15 protein-coding genes are annotated in these 16,158 nt (G+C 67.0%); 6 read left to right on the top strand and 9 right to left on the bottom strand.

Annotated features, from left to right (window positions below; genetic code table 11):
* Positions 1-2 precede the first annotated feature (2 nt).
* Positions 3-632 (bottom strand): DnaE2-dependent mutagenesis accessory factor ImuA', encoded by a 630-nt coding sequence (imuA', locus tag AC5Y7D_RS25275; RefSeq protein ID WP_499928562.1) that lies wholly within the window; start codon positions 630-632, stop codon positions 3-5.
* On the opposite strand from imuA', the gene AC5Y7D_RS25270 reads away from it, so the two are divergent.
* On the top strand, positions 631-1,428 hold the full coding sequence (locus tag AC5Y7D_RS25270) for a hypothetical protein (protein ID WP_499928561.1): 798 nt from the start codon (positions 631-633) through the stop codon (positions 1,426-1,428). The two genes, imuA' and AC5Y7D_RS25270, sit on opposite strands and share 2 nt — an antisense overlap.
* A 42-nt stretch (positions 1,429-1,470) precedes the next feature.
* Here the strand turns inward: AC5Y7D_RS25270 and guaA are convergent, their stop codons facing one another.
* Positions 1,471-3,024 (bottom strand): glutamine-hydrolyzing GMP synthase, encoded by a 1,554-nt coding sequence (gene guaA, locus AC5Y7D_RS25265; protein WP_499928560.1) that lies wholly within the window; start codon positions 3,022-3,024, stop codon positions 1,471-1,473.
* 156 nt (positions 3,025-3,180) lie between these two features.
* On the opposite strand from guaA, the gene AC5Y7D_RS25260 reads away from it, so the two are divergent.
* The 3 genes from AC5Y7D_RS25260 to AC5Y7D_RS25250 all read left to right on the top strand — a co-directional run bounded on the left by AC5Y7D_RS25260 (position 3,181) and on the right by AC5Y7D_RS25250 (position 6,817).
* The gene (locus tag AC5Y7D_RS25260; RefSeq protein WP_499928559.1) at positions 3,181-3,579 is read left to right on the top strand and encodes a cold shock domain-containing protein; all 399 of its coding nucleotides are present in this window, start codon (positions 3,181-3,183) and stop codon (positions 3,577-3,579) included.
* 74 nt (positions 3,580-3,653) lie between these two features.
* Entirely contained in the window at positions 3,654-4,445 is a 792-nt protein-coding gene (locus AC5Y7D_RS25255; RefSeq protein WP_499928558.1) for a beta-phosphoglucomutase family hydrolase, read from the top strand.
* Complete coding sequence (locus AC5Y7D_RS25250) at positions 4,442-6,817, top strand: glycoside hydrolase family 65 protein (RefSeq protein WP_499928557.1); 2,376 nt, start codon at positions 4,442-4,444, stop codon at positions 6,815-6,817. Before AC5Y7D_RS25255 ends, AC5Y7D_RS25250 begins: the two co-directional genes overlap by 4 nt.
* A gap of 156 nt (positions 6,818-6,973) precedes the next feature.
* On the opposite strand, the gene AC5Y7D_RS25245 is transcribed toward AC5Y7D_RS25250, so the two are convergent.
* Both AC5Y7D_RS25245 and AC5Y7D_RS25240 read right to left on the bottom strand, forming a co-directional pair.
* A complete protein-coding gene (locus AC5Y7D_RS25245; RefSeq protein ID WP_499928556.1) occupies positions 6,974-7,606 on the bottom strand; it encodes a C39 family peptidase in 633 nt (210 codons plus the stop codon).
* A gap of 98 nt (positions 7,607-7,704) precedes the next feature.
* Entirely contained in the window at positions 7,705-8,274 is a 570-nt protein-coding gene (locus tag AC5Y7D_RS25240) for a TetR/AcrR family transcriptional regulator (protein ID WP_499928555.1), read from the bottom strand.
* Positions 8,275-8,431: 157 nt separating this feature from the next.
* Between AC5Y7D_RS25240 and AC5Y7D_RS25235 the strand changes: the two genes are divergently transcribed.
* Positions 8,432-9,331 (top strand): TauD/TfdA dioxygenase family protein, encoded by a 900-nt coding sequence (locus AC5Y7D_RS25235; protein ID WP_499928554.1) that lies wholly within the window; start codon positions 8,432-8,434, stop codon positions 9,329-9,331.
* Here AC5Y7D_RS25235 and AC5Y7D_RS25230 read toward each other — a convergent pair whose 3' ends face one another.
* The 3 genes from AC5Y7D_RS25230 to guaB form a co-directional block, all read right to left on the bottom strand.
* On the bottom strand, positions 9,332-11,068 hold the full coding sequence (locus AC5Y7D_RS25230; protein ID WP_499928553.1) for a GMC oxidoreductase: 1,737 nt from the start codon (positions 11,066-11,068) through the stop codon (positions 9,332-9,334). It abuts the gene before it with no gap.
* A gap of 109 nt (positions 11,069-11,177) precedes the next feature.
* Complete coding sequence (locus AC5Y7D_RS25225; protein WP_499928571.1) at positions 11,178-12,305, bottom strand: GuaB3 family IMP dehydrogenase-related protein; 1,128 nt, start codon at positions 12,303-12,305, stop codon at positions 11,178-11,180.
* An 8-nt stretch (positions 12,306-12,313) separates the two neighbouring features.
* On the bottom strand, positions 12,314-13,903 hold the full coding sequence (guaB, locus tag AC5Y7D_RS25220; protein WP_499928552.1) for an IMP dehydrogenase: 1,590 nt from the start codon (positions 13,901-13,903) through the stop codon (positions 12,314-12,316).
* A gap of 177 nt (positions 13,904-14,080) precedes the next feature.
* Between guaB and AC5Y7D_RS25215 the strand changes: the two genes are divergently transcribed.
* Positions 14,081-14,494 (top strand): DUF5319 domain-containing protein, encoded by a 414-nt coding sequence (locus tag AC5Y7D_RS25215; RefSeq protein WP_065135424.1) that lies wholly within the window; start codon positions 14,081-14,083, stop codon positions 14,492-14,494.
* 15 nt (positions 14,495-14,509) lie between these two features.
* Here AC5Y7D_RS25215 and AC5Y7D_RS25210 read toward each other — a convergent pair whose 3' ends face one another.
* Both AC5Y7D_RS25210 and sigD read right to left on the bottom strand, forming a co-directional pair.
* Positions 14,510-15,556, bottom strand: a complete 1,047-nt coding sequence (locus tag AC5Y7D_RS25210) for an anti-sigma-D factor RsdA (protein ID WP_499928551.1) — start codon at positions 15,554-15,556, stop codon at positions 14,510-14,512.
* Positions 15,549-16,124, bottom strand: a complete 576-nt coding sequence (gene sigD, locus AC5Y7D_RS25205; protein ID WP_499928550.1) for an ECF RNA polymerase sigma factor SigD — start codon at positions 16,122-16,124, stop codon at positions 15,549-15,551. Before sigD ends, AC5Y7D_RS25210 begins: the two co-directional genes overlap by 8 nt.
* Positions 16,125-16,158: the final 34 nt, after the last annotated feature.

The raw sequence follows: 16,158 nt of genomic DNA, 5'->3' as shown, positions 1-16,158 counted from the left end.
AGTCAACCGGTTCGCGCTCGCCCGATCGACCGGCCACACCGGCTGATCTGCAACCGGACCTCACTGATTCGTCCGAACCCAGGGGACAGCCCACCTTCGAAAGAGGAAGTGAACTCATAACCGCAGACCCTGGCCTCCAGTCGCGTCGACGCTCCTTCCCAGTCGCCGTCAGTGACCAGCACCGTGCACCCTTTCTGACGGGCACGGGCCACCACCGCCCGAGCCCGTGTCCGAGTCACCCGGCGCCCACCCAGGCCGAGGACCACCAGATCCATGCCGTCGATGAGCACCGCGGCCACCTCCACCGGATCGTTTCCGGGATCCGGCACCACCGCGAGCCGGCTCAGGTCCGCCCCCATTTCCACCGCCGCCAGCAACCCGATATCCGGCTGGCCGACGATCACCGCATTGCCCCCGTCGGCCGTCACTGTGGCCACCATGCGCAGCAACAGCGACCGCGCTCCCGAGAGCACCGCGACCGTCCCACGCGGTAACAGCGCCGGACCCGTCGGCACCAGATCCTCGGCGCGGGCGGTATCCTTTCCGGACATCACGGCGATCTTCTGGCGCAGCTGTTTTAGCTGTTCAATCCGGTTTTCCTGGCGTAGATCGGAGGCAAAAGCCGAAGTCATGACCAGCCTTTCCCCAAAGTTTTTCGAAAGTATGTTCGATACGATTCGAGTAAACACCCACCCCCCGACACCGTCAAGGCGCCTGCGGGACCACCACGCCATGGCATGCCGATCCGCCCTGGTGCTGGTGTGGCTGCTGATATGCTGTGCCACTGGTGTGGCGGCTGTTCCAGCAAAGGGTGAACCGACCCCGGGCACCTGCCGTCCGGCCGAGTTGTTCGCCACCGGCGACGACAACCCGGGCGCCCTCGATGAACTACGGCTGTTTGAGGCGCAGGCCGCGGTCACCCTGGCGCTCAACGGCGCGGTGGTGACGGGTTCGACCCTGCTTGACGGCATGTTCTGGTCCGACGAACTGCAGCAGGTCACCTTTGAGCAGGCGCGTCAGTTTCACCTGTGCGTCGCCGACGAAGCCGCGTTACACACTGCCGCCGAGGCACTGCGCCGACAATTCAACCAACAGGCCGTACTGACCTTCCACTACCTGTCCGCAGACGAAAGCAGGGCGGACGCGGTCACCATTCGGGTGCCGGACGTGGACTTGGCGCGCTTCCGCGACGCCTTCGTCGCCGATGCGGCCGCGCACCACCGACTGGCGGGCGGATCAGTCACCACCGCCGAACACACCTTGATCCTGGTCGCCGACAAAGACGATCTCGGCATTGCCCGCCGACTCGTCGACGCGGCCGGCGCAGACTGGGCCGCCGGAACCATCACCCTGGGCAACCGCGCCTTGGTCAGCCCCTGTGCAGCACCCCCGCCGTCGCCGGTGCCGCCCGGATGCCCTGGGAGTTGATCTCGCGTCGACGCCGAACGGGGCGATCAGAGCGGGTAGCGGCTACTCCCACTCAATGGTTCCGGGAGGTTTGCTGGTGACGTCCAGCACCACGCGGTTCACCTCGCGGACCTCGTTGGTGATGCGGGTCGAGATGCGCTCCAGCACTTCGTAGGGCACCCGGGTCCAGTCGGCGGTCATGGCGTCCTCGCTGGATACCGGGCGCAGCACGACCGGATGTCCGTAGGTACGCCCGTCGCCCTGCACGCCCACCGACCGGACGTCGGCCAGCAGCACCACCGGGCACTGCCAGATCTGGTTGTCCAGGCCCGCCGCCGTCAGTTCCTCCCGCGCGATCAGATCGGCGCGCCGCAACGTTTCCAACCGTTCCGCGGTGACCTCTCCCACGATCCTGATGCCCAGTCCGGGGCCCGGGAACGGTTGGCGCGCAACGATTTCCTCCGGTAGGCCCAGCTCGCGTCCGACCGCGCGCACCTCGTCTTTGAACAGCAGGCGCAGCGGCTCCACGAGTTTGAACTTCAGGTCGCCGGGCAGACCGCCGACGTTGTGGTGGCTCTTGATGTTGGCCGTGCCGCTGCCGCCGCCGGACTCCACCACGTCCGGATACAGCGTCCCCTGCACCAGGAAGTCAATTTCGCTGCCGTGCAACACGTCCCGCACCGCGCCCTCGAAGGCCCGGATGAACTGCCGGCCGATGATCTTGCGCTTGCCCTCGGGATTGCTGACGCCCGAGAGCGCCTCGAGGAAGGTCTGCGCGGCGTCGACGGTGACCAGGTTCGCCCCGGTGGCGGCGACGAAATCGCGCTCCACCTGGGCGCGCTCCCCGGCCCGCAGCAGACCATGGTCGACGAAGACGCAGGTCAACCGGTCGCCGATGGCCCGCTGCACCAGTGCGGCGGCCACCGCCGAGTCCACCCCGCCGGACAGGCCGCAGATGGCCTGCCCGTCGCCGATCTGCTCACGCACCTGCTCGATCAGCGAGTGGGCGATGTTGGCGGGCGTCCAGTCCGCGCCGATCCCGGCGAACTCGTGCAGGAACCGGCTGAGCACTTGTTGCCCGTGCGGGGTGTGCATCACCTCCGGGTGGTACTGCACGCCGGCCAGGCCACGTTCGCGTGCCTCGAAAGCGGCCACGGCCGCCCCCGCACTGCTGGCCACCACCTCGAACCCGTCGGGCGCCGCCGTGACCGCGTCGCCGTGGCTCATCCATACCGGCTGCAGACCGGGAAGATCCGAATGCAGTTCCCCACCAAGAACTTTCAATTCGGTACGGCCGTATTCGCTGGTGCCGGTGTGCGCGACGGTGCCACCGAGTGCCTGGGCCATGGCCTGGAACCCGTAGCAGATGCCGAATACCGGCAGACCGAGGTCGAACAGCGCCGGATCCAGTTGCGGTGCGCCGTCGGCGTAGACGCTGGCCGGGCCCCCTGACAGCACTACCGCCAACGGATCACGAGCCCGGATCTCTTCCACCGACGTGGTGTGCGGAACCACCTCCGAGAAGACTCGCGCCTCGCGGATCCGGCGGGCGATCAACTGGGCGTATTGAGCACCGAAGTCGACGACCAACACGGGCCGCGGCGAGGCTGATTCCACGGGCACTGAGTGTAGTGGCTGCTTCGTCCGAGCCGCCCACCCGCAAGTCGAGCGGCAGCAATTGGGCCGTTCACCCGAATCGGCCCGGCGTCGGGTAACCGGTCTCCGGCGGTATAATCGCCGGAGCAGGTGACGGATCGATCAGGGGTTAAACGGGTGCGGGTAACGGGCAGAATTGTGCGGTTTGACGGGGTGCGCGGTTATGGGTTCATCACACCGGATATCGGTGGTGAAGACGTGTTTCTGCACGTCAATGACCTCGAAATGGAGAAAAACCGCGCCGTACGGGGCGCCCAGGTGTCTTTTGAGATTGACGAGGGAAATCGAGGCAAATTCGCGCGCGAAGTGCGTTTGTCGAACGGTTCCGCGCCCGTTGACGACGATCCGTCAGTGGCCGGCGACGAATATTTCGACGTGCTTTCGCCGGAAGAATTCCGCCACACAATTACCGAGAAGCTACTGCACATAACTCCAGCACTGAATGCTCAACAGATCCTTGCGGTGCGGAGCAGCTTTGAAGAGGTTGCCCGCAAACACGGCTTGATAGATTCATAGTTTGCCGCCGGCGCCTCACCGGGCATGTGCAGGGGTGTTGCCAACTACATCGCCAACTACATGGAAGCGGGGTTGTGCCAGTGGTATCTGGGCTCGGTCTGCCAGCGAAAGTGCGTGCCTGCCTGTTCGACCTCGACGGTGTGCTCACTGACACCGCGAGCGTGCACACCAAAGCCTGGAAGGAGATGTTCGACGCCTTCCTGAGGGAGCGCGCCGAGCAGTCGGGCGAACAATTCGTTCCCTTCGACCCGGACTCCGACTACCGCCAGTACGTCGACGGCAAGAAACGCGAGGACGGCGTCCGGTCTTTCCTGCAGAGCCGGGGCATCGATTTGCCCGACGGCGGCCCCGACGATCCCGGCGACGCCCAGACCGTCCACGGCCTGGGCACCCGGAAAAACGATGCGTTCCAAGCCGTTCTGCACAAGGACGGTGTCAAGGTGTTCGACGGGTCGCGCCGCTACCTGGAGGCGGCCAAGGGGGCCGGCCTCAAGATCGCGGTGGTGTCGTCGAGCGCGAACACCCGCGACGTGCTCGAGATCACCGGTCTGGACCGATTCGTCCAGCAGCGCGTCGACGGTGTGACACTGCGCAAGGAGAACATCGCCGGTAAGCCGGCTCCGGACTCGTACCTGCGCGGGGCGCAACTTCTCGACGTCCAACCGGAGGCCGCCGCGGTGTTCGAGGACGCATTGTCCGGGGTGCAGGCCGGACGGGCCGGTCACTTCGGGCTCGTGGTGGGAGTCGACCGGGTCGGGCAGGCTCAAGATCTGCGTGACAACGGTGCCGACGTGGTGGTGACCGATCTCGCCGAACTGCTCGGAGTCGGTGAACAGCTCGATGCTGACGGCGGGGCAGCATCATGATCTCCGAGGAGGCGTTCCCGGTTGAGCCGTGGCAGATTCGCGAGACCCGGCTCAATCTGAACCTGCTGGCACAGTCGGAGTCGTTGTTCTCTTTGTCCAACGGGCACATCGGATTACGCGGCAACCTCGACGAAGGGGAGCCCTACGGTTTACCCGGCACGTATCTGAACTCGTTCTACGAGATCCGGCCGCTGCCCTACGCCGAGGCCGGATACGGCTACCCCGAGGCCGGCCAGACCGTCGTCGACGTGACGAACGGCAAGATCATCCGCTTGATGGTCGACGACGAGCCGTTCGACGTCCGCTACGGCGAGCTGCTCGACCACGAACGCATTCTCGACCTGCGCGCCGGCACTCTGACCCGCTGCGCACACTGGCGCTCCCCCACCGGCAAGCAGGTCAAGGTGACTTCCACCCGGCTGGTGTCGTTGGTGCACCGCAGCGTCGCGGCGATCGAGTACGTGGTCGAAGCCATCGACGACTTCTCCCGAGTGACGGTGCAATCAGAACTCGTCACCAACGAGGACCAGCCGCAGACCTCCGACGACCCGCGGGTGTCGGCCATCCTGGAGAATCCGCTCGAGGCCGTCGATCACGAAATCACCGAGGGCAGAGCGCTTCTCATGCACCGGACGCGCAGCAGCGCACTGATGATGGCCGCCACGATGGACCACGAGGTCGAGGTTCCCGGCCGGTACGAGATCAGCACCGATGCCCGTGCCGACCTGGCGCGCACCACGGTGATCTGCGGTCTGCGGCCCAAGCAGAAGCTGCGCATCGTCAAATATCTGGCGTACGGCTGGTCCAGCCTGCGGTCCCGGCCGGGTCTGCGTGACCAGGCCGCCGCTGCTCTGTCCAGCGCCCGCTACAGCGGCTGGCAGGGCCTGCTCGACGGGCAGCGGGCCTACCTGGACCTGTTCTGGGACGCGGCCGACGTGGAAGTCGAGGGTGATCCGGAGAGCCAGCAGGCGGTGCGGTTCGGCATGTTTCACCTGCTGCAGGCCAGCGCGCGCGCCGAGCGCCGGGCGATCCCCAGCAAGGGCCTCACCGGGACCGGCTACGACGGCCACGCCTTCTGGGACACCGAAGGTTTCGTATTGCCGGTACTCACGTACACCGTGCCGCATGCAGTCGCCGACGCCCTGCGCTGGCGGGCCTCGACGCTGGACCTGGCCAAGGAACGCGCCGCCGAACTCGGCCTCGACGGTGCCGCCTTCCCGTGGCGCACCATCCGCGGGCAGGAGTGCTCGGCCTACTGGCCGGCGGGCACGGCCGGCTGGCACATCAACGCCGACATCGCGATGGCCTTCGAGCGCTACCGCATTGTCACCGGCGACGATTCGCTCGAAGAGGAGTGCGGGCTGCCGGTGTTGATCGAGACCGCCCGGCTGTGGATGTCATTGGGACACCACGACCGGCACGGCGTATGGCATCTGGACGGCGTCACCGGCCCGGACGAGTACACCGCGATCGTGCGGGACAACGTCTTCACCAATCTGATGGCGGCGAACAATCTGCGCATCGCCGCCGAGGCCGCCAAGCGCCATCCCGACAAGGCGGGCGCGCTGGGCGTCACCACCGAGGAGATGGCCGCCTGGCGCGACGCCGCCAGTGCGGTCCACATCCCCTACGACGAGGAGTTGGGCGTCCATCAACAGTGCGAAGGATTCACGACCTTCGCCGAGTGGGACTTCCAAACCAATGCCACCTACCCGCTGCTGATGCACGAGGCGTATGTGCGGCTCTACCCCGCACAGGTGATCAAGCAGGCCGACCTGGTCCTGGCCATGCAGTGGCAGAGCCATGCGTTCACGGCCGAACAGAAGGCCCGCAACGTCGACTACTACGAGCGGCGCATGGTCCGCGACTCGTCGCTGTCGGCCTGCACCCAGGCGGTGATGTGCGCGGAGGTCGGCCACCTGGAGCTGGCCCACGACTACGCTTGCGAGGCTGCGCTCATCGACCTGCGCGATCTGCACCGCAACACCCGCGACGGTCTGCACATGGCCTCACTGGCCGGGGCCTGGACGGCGCTGGTCGCCGGCTTCGGCGGATTGCGCGACGACGAAGGCGTACTGTCCATCGACCCGCAACTGCCCGACGGCATCTCCCGGCTGCGATTCCGGTTGCGCTGGCGCGGTTTTCGCGTGACGGTGGACGCCGACCACGAGAACGTCACCTACACCTTGCGCGACGGCCCCGGCGGCGAGCTGGTCATCCAGCATGCCGGCGAGGAGGCCACCCTGAGCACGGCGGAGCCCTCGACCTTCGCGGTGCGCCCCCGCGCGGCGCTGTTGCCCCCGCCGGTACAACCGCCGGGCCGTGAGCCGCTGCACCGCCGGAGCCTGGCCAGGATGGCGCCGTCGACCTAGTAGGTCCGGTGGGTGTCTACGCGTTTCCACTTGCCGTCCGATAGTCGACTGGTAGCGGCCGCCGCTCAGGCGATCAGTGCGGTGCGCTCACCCGCGCGGCTCACCAGTCGGATTGCGGCCCCGCACTTGCCGGCCGGGCCGCGGCCCGTTCGCCGTCTACTTGGCCACTACGGCGAAGTGGTTGCTGGTGGCCCACGACGCCTCGAAGACGGAGATGGGAATCACCTCGTCGCGGCCCCAGTCGATGCCGCTGTCGTTGAGGTGCACAACACCGGCCCCGGTGTCGATGCCGGTGACGACGACGAAGTGGTCTTCGTGGGTACGGTCGCCACTCTGATTCCACAGCGTCTCGCCGTTGACCCCGGCGATCACCTTGCGGCCTGCACCCAACTCCGGTGCCAGCGTCCCAACGGTGAACAGACCCATAACGGTCGGAATACCGTAGTGCCCCAGCAGAATCGGTATGTCCCGGTTCTCGGTGCCTCCGTTCTGAAAGATCGGCCCGGGCCGAACCGAGCTCGGGGTGTTCTCCGACAGCGCTCTGACCTCGTCCTCGCTGGGTTGGTTGCCGGTGAGCTCACCGACCACATCGGCCACCGCGACCTCTGCGCAGTCCAAGCCGTGCTGGCGGCGCCAGAACGGTGCTGCCGCGGCGGGGTCACCATACATCCGGGCGCCACCGCCCCCGGGATTAGCTTGCGCAGCAATGGGATATGCGATCACTGAGGCGGTGGCCAGCGTTACCAGCGCGGCCGTGAAGCCCAACTGCTTCGATGCTTTCGTCGTCATGATGCAAAGGATCGGCCGAAGCGCTCGCCAGATCTTTGGGAAATACCTGCAAAATTCTTGCGCCGCAGCCAGCGCCTTACTCAGCGGGGGCTGCCGACTCAGTGCGGTTGGACCACGCGAGCCAGCTCGGCAATTACGGACTGCCGCAGCTCGGCGTCCGTCAGGTCGTCCAGCCCGGTCGATGCGCGCAGGAACGGCTCGAACAGCCGCCAGCCGAATTGCAGGGCAGCGGCATTGGCTACCGCCAGCCGCGCGCTGCGATCATCGGGAAAATGCGGGCGCACCGCATCGAGCAGCTGCGCCATGCCGGGAAACTGCGTCTGCAGCTGACCAACCGGGTAGCCGTCCAGCAGGGTGCGGGCGATCACCCGCATATGCCGCTCCGCGGCTTGCTCAGCCTCTGCGTCCGCGGCGCCGCGTTGCCGCGCCGCGGTGGTGGCCGCACTCAGGTGATCGAGCACCGCGCCGACCAGCTTCTCCTTCGTGCCGAAGTGACGAAACACCAAGCCGTGGTTCACCTTTGACCGGGAGGCGATGTCGCGGATGGAGGTCGCGGCGGGTCCGCGCTCGGCGAACAGCTCGGCGGCCGCCTGCAGCACGGCGGCCGCCACCTCCTCGCGCCCGGTGGGAATCGCGCCGCGCGAAACGCTTGCCGCCCGTGTAGTCACGCGTCTACGTTAACGCGGTAGTCAACTGACTACACCAGAGCGCCCGGGCTGGGCGGCAAATGCGCGCGGCGCTCCCCTTGCCGTCGCGTAGTCAGTTGACTACACTCGGCATCGATGTAGTCAACTGACTACATCCCTCTTCCGTGAAGGAACAGCGATGACAAGTTCGATAGCAGTGCAGAAGCTGGGCAGCCGCATCGGCGCGGAGATCAGCGGCGTTCGCCTCGATGGGGACCTTGCCCCCACCGCGGTGGAAGAGATCCGCGCGGCCCTGTTGACCAACAAGGTGATCTTCTTCCGCGATCAGCATCACCTCGACGACCAGCAGCAACTGGCGTTCGCCGCGCTGCTCGGCACCCCGATCGGCCATCCCGCGGCGACCTCGCTGGCCCCGGACGCCCCGGTCATCACGCCGATCAACTCCGAGTTCGGCAAGGCCAACCGCTGGCACACCGACGTCACCTTCGCCGCCAACTATCCGGCCGCCTCGATCCTGCGGGCGGTCACCCTGCCCGGCTACGGTGGTTCCACGCTGTGGGCCAACACCGCGACGGCCTACGCCGACCTGCCCGAGCCGCTGAAGTGCCTCGCCGACAACCTGTGGGCGCTGCACACCAACCGCTACGACTACCTGGACAAAACAGTCAGGAATGAGCAGACGACCGACCTGCAGCGCGCATTCCGGCAGGCGTTCGAGAAGACCGACTTCCGGACCGAACATCCCGTGGTGCGAATTCACCCCGAGACCGGCGAACGGACACTGGTGGCGGGTGATTTCGTGCGCGGCTTCATCGGCCTGGACAGCCGGGAGTCCAGCGCGTTGTTCGAACTTCTACAGAACCGGATCACCTTGCCGGAGAACACAATCCGCTGGAACTGGCAGCCAGGTGACGTGGCCGTCTGGGACAATCGGGCCACCCAGCACCGTGCCGTTGACGACTACGACGACCAGTACCGGCTGATGAACCGGGTGACGCTGATGGGCGACGTGCCCGTCGACGTGCACGGGCAGCGCAGCCGGGTGGTCAGCGGGGCCCCGCTGGCTTTGGCGAGCTGATCAGCCGGTCTTGCCGACCGGGTCGATAGGCAACCACCGCAGCGCACCCGGCGCGTCGGCGGGCACCACCGGCTGTTCCGGTGCGATCGGATCCAGCCTTCGGTAGGCATCACCCTGGAGCGGCCGCAGGTCGTTCTGGCCCTTGTTGGGCCAGAGCGACGCGGCGCGCTCGGCCTGTGCGGCGATAGACAACGAGGGGTTGACGCCGAGATTGGCCGAGATGGCCGCGCCGTCGACCACGAACAGTGTCGGGTAACCGTAAACGCGGTGGTACGGGTCGATGACTCCGTTGGACGGGCTGTCCCCGATCGCTGCGCCGCCGAGGAAATGGGCGGTCAGTGGGATGTTGAACAGCTCGCCCCAGGTGCCGCCGGCCACGCCGTCGATCTTCTCCGCGATGCGCCGGGTCACCTCGTTGCCAACCGGGATCCAGCTCGGGTTGGGCTCGCCGTGGCCCTGCTTGCTGGAATACCAACGGATGCCCAGCTTGCCGCGCTTGGTGAACGTGGTGATCGAGTTGTCCAGGTGCTGCATCACCAGCGCAATCGTGGTGCGCTCGCTCCACTGGCGAGGGTTGAGCATGCGCATCATCAGCTTCGGATTCGCGCGGGCCTGGTCGAACAGTTGGCGCCAGCGCGGTACATCGGTGCCCTGGGGCCCGGCACCGTCGGTCATCAGGGTCTGCAACAGGCCCATCGCGTTCGAACCCTTGCCGTAGCGGACCGGCTCGACATGGGTGTCGCTGGTGGGGTGGATCGAGGAGGTGATCGCCACCCCGTGGGTAAGGTCCAGCCTCGGGTCCACCTTCAACGTCGCTGCGCCGACGATTGATTCGGAGTTGGTCCGGGTCAGCACGCCCAACCGCTCCGAGAGGCGCGGCAGCTTGCCCTTATCCCGCATGTTGAACAGCAGGTGCTGGGTGCCCCAGGTGCCGGCGGCCAGGATCAGGTGCGAGGCGGTGTAGGTACGCCGGTCGCGGCGCAGCCAGCTGCCGGTGCGGACGGTCTTCACTTCCCACAGCCCGTCGGGGCGCTGCTCGAAGCCTTTCACAGTGGTCATCGGAATCACTTGCGCGCCGGCCGATTCCGCGAGGCCGAGGTAGTTCTTCAGCAGGGTGTTCTTGGCGCCGTGACGGCATCCCGTCATGCAGCATCCGCACTCCAGGCAGCCGGTGCGTGCCGGTCCCGCGCCCCCGAAGAACGGGTCGGGCACGGTCTTTCCCGGCGTCTTGGTGCCGTCGGGGCCAAAGAACACCCCTACCGGAGTGGGCACCCAGGTGTCGCCGCAACCCATCTCGTCGGCGACCTCCTTGAAGATGCGGTCGGCGTCGGTGAAGGTCGGGTTGTAGACCACGCCCAGCATCCGCTGGGCCTGCTGGTAGTGCGGCATCAACTCGTCGTGCCAGTTGGTGATGTGCTTCCACTGCGGGTCGTTGAAGAACGGATCCGGCGGGATGTAGAGCGTGTTCGCGTAGTTCAGCGAGCCACCGCCCACGCCCGCCCCGGCCAGGATCATCACGTTCTTGAGGGGGTGGATGCGCTGAATGCCGTAGCAGCCCAGTCTCGGGGCCCACAGGAATTTCCGGAGGTTCCACGAGGTTTTCGCGAAGTCCTCGTCGGAGAACCGGCGGCCGGCTTCGAGCACGCCTACGCGGTAGCCCTTCTCCGTCAGGCGCAGCGCACTCACGCTGCCACCAAAACCCGAACCGATAATCAGGACGTCAAAATCCGGCTTCATCGGTGCAGTATGACCCGCTTTACATCGAAGGCGTCAACAGGTCTGCCGAGCAGACATAAAAGCTCCCTCATTCGGCGCGAAAAGGGGTGCTTTTGCGCCTGTTCGGCGGTCAGCTGGCGACGGTCAGGCCGACCTTCTGAAATTCCTTGAGATCGCAATATCCGGCCTTGGCCATCGCCCGCCGCAAACCGCCCACCAGGTTCAGGGTGCCGAAGGGGTCGTCGGACGGCCCGTTGAGGACCCGCTCCAGCGGCGGGCGCTCACCGACAGCGATCTGCAGCAGTGCGCCGCGGGGCAACGACGGGTGCGCGGCGGCAGACGGCCAGAACCAGCCCTCACCGAGCGCTTCGGCCGATTCGGCCAGTGGGGTGCCCAGCATCACCGCGTCCGCGCCGCAGGCGATGGCCTTGGCCAGCTCGCCGGAGGTGTGGATGTCGCCGTCGGCCAGCACGTGCACGTAGCGACCGCCGGTCTCGTCGAGGTATTCGCGCCGGGCCGCGGCGGCATCGGCGATCGCCGTCGCCATCGGCACGCTGATGCCCAGCACCTCGTCGGTGGTGGTCACTCCCCTGGTGGAGCCATAGCCGACGATGACACCGGCCGCGCCGGTGCGCATCAGGTGCAGAGCGGTGCGGTGGTCCTGCACGCCGCCGGCGACGACGGGAACATCCAGCTCGGAGATGAAGGTCTTGAGGTTGAGCGGTTCACCGTTGCTCGCGACGCGTTCGGCGGAAATGATGGTGCCCTGAATGACCAGCAGATCCACGCCGGCCTGCAGCAGCACCGGGGTGAGCGCCTGAGCGTTCTGCGGGCTGAGCCGCACCGCGGTGGTGACGCCCGCCTCGCGGATGCGCGCCACCGCCGCCCCGAGCAGGTCGCGGTCCAGCGGGGCAGCGTGCAGCTCCTGCAGCAGCCGGATCGCCGCGGACGGCTCGGGCTCTTTACAGGCCGCCTCGATCAGTTGGGCGATCTTGGCCTGCACGTCGGGGTGGCGGCCGAACAATCCTTCGCCGTTGAGCACCGCCAGCCCGCCGAGCCGGCCGAACTCGATGGCGAACTCCGGAGAAACCAGGGCATCGGTCGGGTGGGCCAGCAGCGGAATGTCGAACCGGTAGGCGTCCAGCTGCCAGGCCGTGGAGACGTCCTGCGACGAGCGGGTACGCCGGGACGGAACGATGTTGATTTCGCTGAGTTCATAGGTACGACGCGCGCTGCGGCCCATGCCGATCTCCACCATGGTCGCCGTCAACGTGCGTAGTAATTCGGTGCTTCGACGGTCATCGCGACGTCGTGGGGGTGGCTTTCCTTGAGTCCGGCGGGTGTGATGCGGACGAACTGCGCCTGTTGCAGCACCTCGATCGTCGGCGAACCGGTGTAGCCCATGGCAGCTCGCAAACCGCCGGTCAGTTGGTGGATCACCGAGCCGAGCGGACCGCGGAACGGTACCCGCCCCTCGATGCCCTCGGGAACGAGCTTGTCTTCGGAGAGGGCGTCGTCGGCGAAGTAACGGTCCTTGGAGTAGGACTTGCCGCCGCTCCTGCCCTGCATAGCACCCAGCGAGCCCATTCCGCGGTAACTCTTGTACTGCTTGCCGTTGACGAAGATCAGCTCACCGGGAGCCTCCGCGGTGCCGGCCAGCAGGGAGCCGAGCATGGCCGTGGACGCGCCCGCCGCCAGCGCCTTGGCGATGTCGCCGGAGTACTGCAACCCGCCGTCGGCAATGACGGGCACACCCACCGGACGGCACACCGCGACGGCCTCCAGAATCGCCGTGATCTGTGGTGCGCCGACACCGGCGACGACCCGTGTGGTGCATATCGATCCCGGCCCGACGCCCACCTTGACCGCGTCGGCGCCGGCGTCGACCAGGGCAGCCGCCGCCGAGCGGGTGGCGACGTTGCCGCCGACGACGTCGACCCGGTCACCCACCTCGAGCTTGAGCTTGTTCACCATGTCGAGCACCAGGCGGTTGTGTGCGTGCGCGGTGTCGACCACCAGCACGTCCACCCCGGCGTCCACCAGCATCATCGCGCGCACCCAGGCGTCGCCGCCGACGCCCACCGCCGCACCCACCAGCAACCGGCCGTCGCTGTCCTTGGTGGCAAGCGGGTGCTGCTCGGTTTTCACGAAGTCCTTGACGGTGATCAGCCCGGTCAGCCGGCCGTGCCCGTCCACGATGGGCAGCTTCTCGATCTTGTTGCGGCGCAACAGGCCCAGCGCCGCCGATGCACTGACGCCCTCCTGGGCGGTGATCAGCGGCGACTTGGTCATCACCTCGGCGACCTGCCTGTTCTGGTCGACCTCGAATCGCATGTCGCGGTTGGTGATGATGCCGACCAGGGCGCCGTCGTCGTCGACCACCGGCAGTCCGGAAATGCGGAACCGGGCACACAGCGCGTCGACTTGGGCCAGCGTGTTGTCCGGGCGGCAGGTGACCGGATCGGTGACCATGCCGGCCTCCGAGCGCTTCACCATCTCCACCTGGCCGGCCTGCTCGGCGACGGGCAGGTTGCGGTGCAACACGCCCATGCCGCCGGCGCGGGCCATCGCGATCGCCATGCGGGACTCGGTGACGGTGTCCATCGCCGAGCTGACCAGCGGCACCTTGAGGCGGATCCGTTTGGTGAGCTGGCTGGAGGTGTCCGCGCTGGCCGGCACCACGTCGGAGGCCGCGGGTAGCAGCAGGACGTCGTCGAACGTCAGGCCGAGCATCGCGATCTTGTGCGGGTCGTCGCCCCCGGTGGGCACCGGGTCCTCGGTCAGGCCGCCGACGCGCACGTACGGGCTGCCGACCAGGTCGGAGCTGTCTTCGAGGCCGGACATGCCACGGGACATCGGCAGGGCCCTCCAAATGCAGGCTGGGGTAAGAAAGATCATCCTATCGGCTTGCACCGACAGCCCAACTCGCGACTTCGCAGTGCCGAAAGCCTGGCCAGAACAAGAACCGACCCACCAGAGGCGCGCCTCGGCAATTTCTGGCGTTATCACTACCGGCCTGCGTAGGCTATGGGGGTGCGCGACCACCTCCCGCCGGGTTTGCCGCCCGATCCCTTCGCCGACGACCCCTGCGACCCGTCGGCGGCTCTGGAGGCCGTCGAACCTGGTCAGCCGCTCGATCAACAGGAGCGAATGGCGGTAGAGGCGGACCTGGCCGACCTGGCGGTATATGAGGCGCTGTTGGCGCACCGCGGCATCCGTGGCCTGGTGGTCTGCTGCGACGAATGTCAGCAGGATCACTACCACGACTGGGACATGCTGCGCGCCAACCTGCTGCAGCTGCTGATCGACGGCACCGTGCGTCCGCACGAGCCGGCGTATGACCCCGAGCCCGACGCCTACGTCACGTGGGACTACTGCCGTGGGTATGCCGACGCCTCGCTCAACGAAGCGACGTCAGACGCGGACGGGTTCCGCCGCCACCTCTGAGCGCAGGCCTTTGGGTTAAGGCCGAGTGCTGTTCGGGAACGGTGTTCTCGGCGTGACCGGCCCCGATGTCCTGTCCCACAATTGACCCGACGTTGTCGACGGGACCGGTGAGCTTGGGCCGGCCGCGGGCGACTGCGGTGTCACGCCGGGCGTCACCGAAGTGCTCGACTTGGGTTTGCCCTTGGTTGTCGGGGTGGTGGTCGTCGGCGTGGTGGTCGACGTCTTGGGCGTGGTCGTGGTGGTCGACGGACCGGCTGACGTGGTCGGGAGCGCCGGTGGCGTCGTGGTAGGAGCCGGCGTCAGCGACGGGCCGCTCGGTTCGGCCGGCTCCGGCACATCCGACGAACTCGGCTCTTCCACCGCAACCGGCGGAGGTGGCTCGGTCGCAGGAGCAAGGGGCTGCGGCATCCGGGTGTTCGCCGGCGCGCTGGGCACTGCCAACTCCGTGGTGGGTGGCGCGGCGGGCGGCGCCGTGGCGTTGGCATCGCGCTTTTCCACCTTGGTGTTGAGCTGGTTCACTTCGTCGAGTAGCCCCTGCCGGCGGTCGCCGTCGTTGACAGCCTGTAGCGTGCTGCTGACCTCGGCCAGCTGAGTCTGGGCCTGGTCCCACTTGCCTTGGGCGATCATCTGCTCCACCTTGGCCAAATCGGCTTTGGCGGACAACACAATCTGGTCGTCACTGACTCGCGGCTCGTTGAACATCATGGCGTGCAGGCCGTACAACAGGTCGCCTGGTTTGGCGTCGGCCACAACGGCGCCGAAGCCGCTGAGCATCAGCAGGGTGGCGGCCACCGACCCGACTGCGGCCAGGCTGCGCCGGCCCCGATTGCGGTCCATCATGCCTTCGCGCAGCGCGTCCTCAGCCTCGTCCTGGGACACCAACGCACTCGCCGGCGGCCATCGCAGGTCGTCGCGCCATTCGCCGAGCAGTGCAGCGAGCGCATGATCGTCGGCGTCGCCGAACACCGACTCGGTCCGGGCAGCCAGGGCATCCAGGAGCAGGTCCGTCTGGGACACCTCGTCCAGGGCCGGCCGGCCATTACCGAAATTCAGATTATGCATAGTCACCTGCCGCGACGATTTCGTCTTTCAACCGTTGGAGTGCGCGGTGTTGCGCAACCCGAACCGCACCCGTCGTGCTGCCGACAGCGGCGGCCGTCTCCTCGGCGCTCAGACCCACCACGACACGCAGGATGAGGATCTCGCGTTGTTTGGCCGGCAGGATCTCCAGCAACTCGTTCATCCTGCTCACCGAATCGGCCTCGATGGCCCGTTGTTCGGGCCCGGCGTCGGAGGATCGGCGTTCGGGCACCTCTTCGGCGGGATAAGCCAGATCGCGGCCGGCGGCACGGTGTGCGTCGGCGACCTTGTGTGCTGCGATGCCGTACAGGAAGGCCAGGAACGGACGTCCTCGGTCCCGGTAGCGCGGCAACGCCGTTATGGTGGCCAAGCACACCTCCTGAGCCACGTCATCTGCAGACAGCCCGCCCCGTTCGACGGTGCCGACCCGCGCTCGGCAGTATCGGACAACGATCGGACGGATGGTCTCCAGCACCTCCCGAAGCGCATTGCGGTCCCCTGCAGCGGCTTCCACAACCACAGCGTCGAGACGTTCTCCCTGCATTGTCATCGACGGTGGTTTCTCCAAAGTCACGGACGGGACA

The organism is Mycobacterium sp. NGS49, from assembly GCF_059812565.1.
The sequence above is the reverse complement of the archived record's forward strand: the minus strand, read 5'-3'. Positions and strand labels throughout refer to the sequence as shown.

Coding starts and splice junctions, on each gene's coding strand:
- AC5Y7D_RS25225 (WP_499928571.1), bottom strand. CDS start 12,305: ATGGTGGAGATCGGCATGGGCCGCAGCGCGCGTCGTACCTATGAACTC.
- imuA' (WP_499928562.1), bottom strand. CDS start 632: ATGACTTCGGCTTTTGCCTCCGATCTACGCCAGGAAAACCGGATTGAA.
- AC5Y7D_RS25235 (WP_499928554.1), top strand. CDS start 8,432: ATGACAAGTTCGATAGCAGTGCAGAAGCTGGGCAGCCGCATCGGCGCG.
- sigD (WP_499928550.1), bottom strand. CDS start 16,124: ATGACAATGCAGGGAGAACGTCTCGACGCTGTGGTTGTGGAAGCCGCT.
- guaB (WP_499928552.1), bottom strand. CDS start 13,903: ATGTCCCGTGGCATGTCCGGCCTCGAAGACAGCTCCGACCTGGTCGGC.
- AC5Y7D_RS25210 (WP_499928551.1), bottom strand. CDS start 15,556: ATGCATAATCTGAATTTCGGTAATGGCCGGCCGGCCCTGGACGAGGTG.
- AC5Y7D_RS25245 (WP_499928556.1), bottom strand. CDS start 7,606: ATGACGACGAAAGCATCGAAGCAGTTGGGCTTCACGGCCGCGCTGGTA.
- AC5Y7D_RS25230 (WP_499928553.1), bottom strand. CDS start 11,068: ATGAAGCCGGATTTTGACGTCCTGATTATCGGTTCGGGTTTTGGTGGC.
- AC5Y7D_RS25250 (WP_499928557.1), top strand. CDS start 4,442: ATGATCTCCGAGGAGGCGTTCCCGGTTGAGCCGTGGCAGATTCGCGAG.
- AC5Y7D_RS25270 (WP_499928561.1), top strand. CDS start 631: ATGACCAGCCTTTCCCCAAAGTTTTTCGAAAGTATGTTCGATACGATT.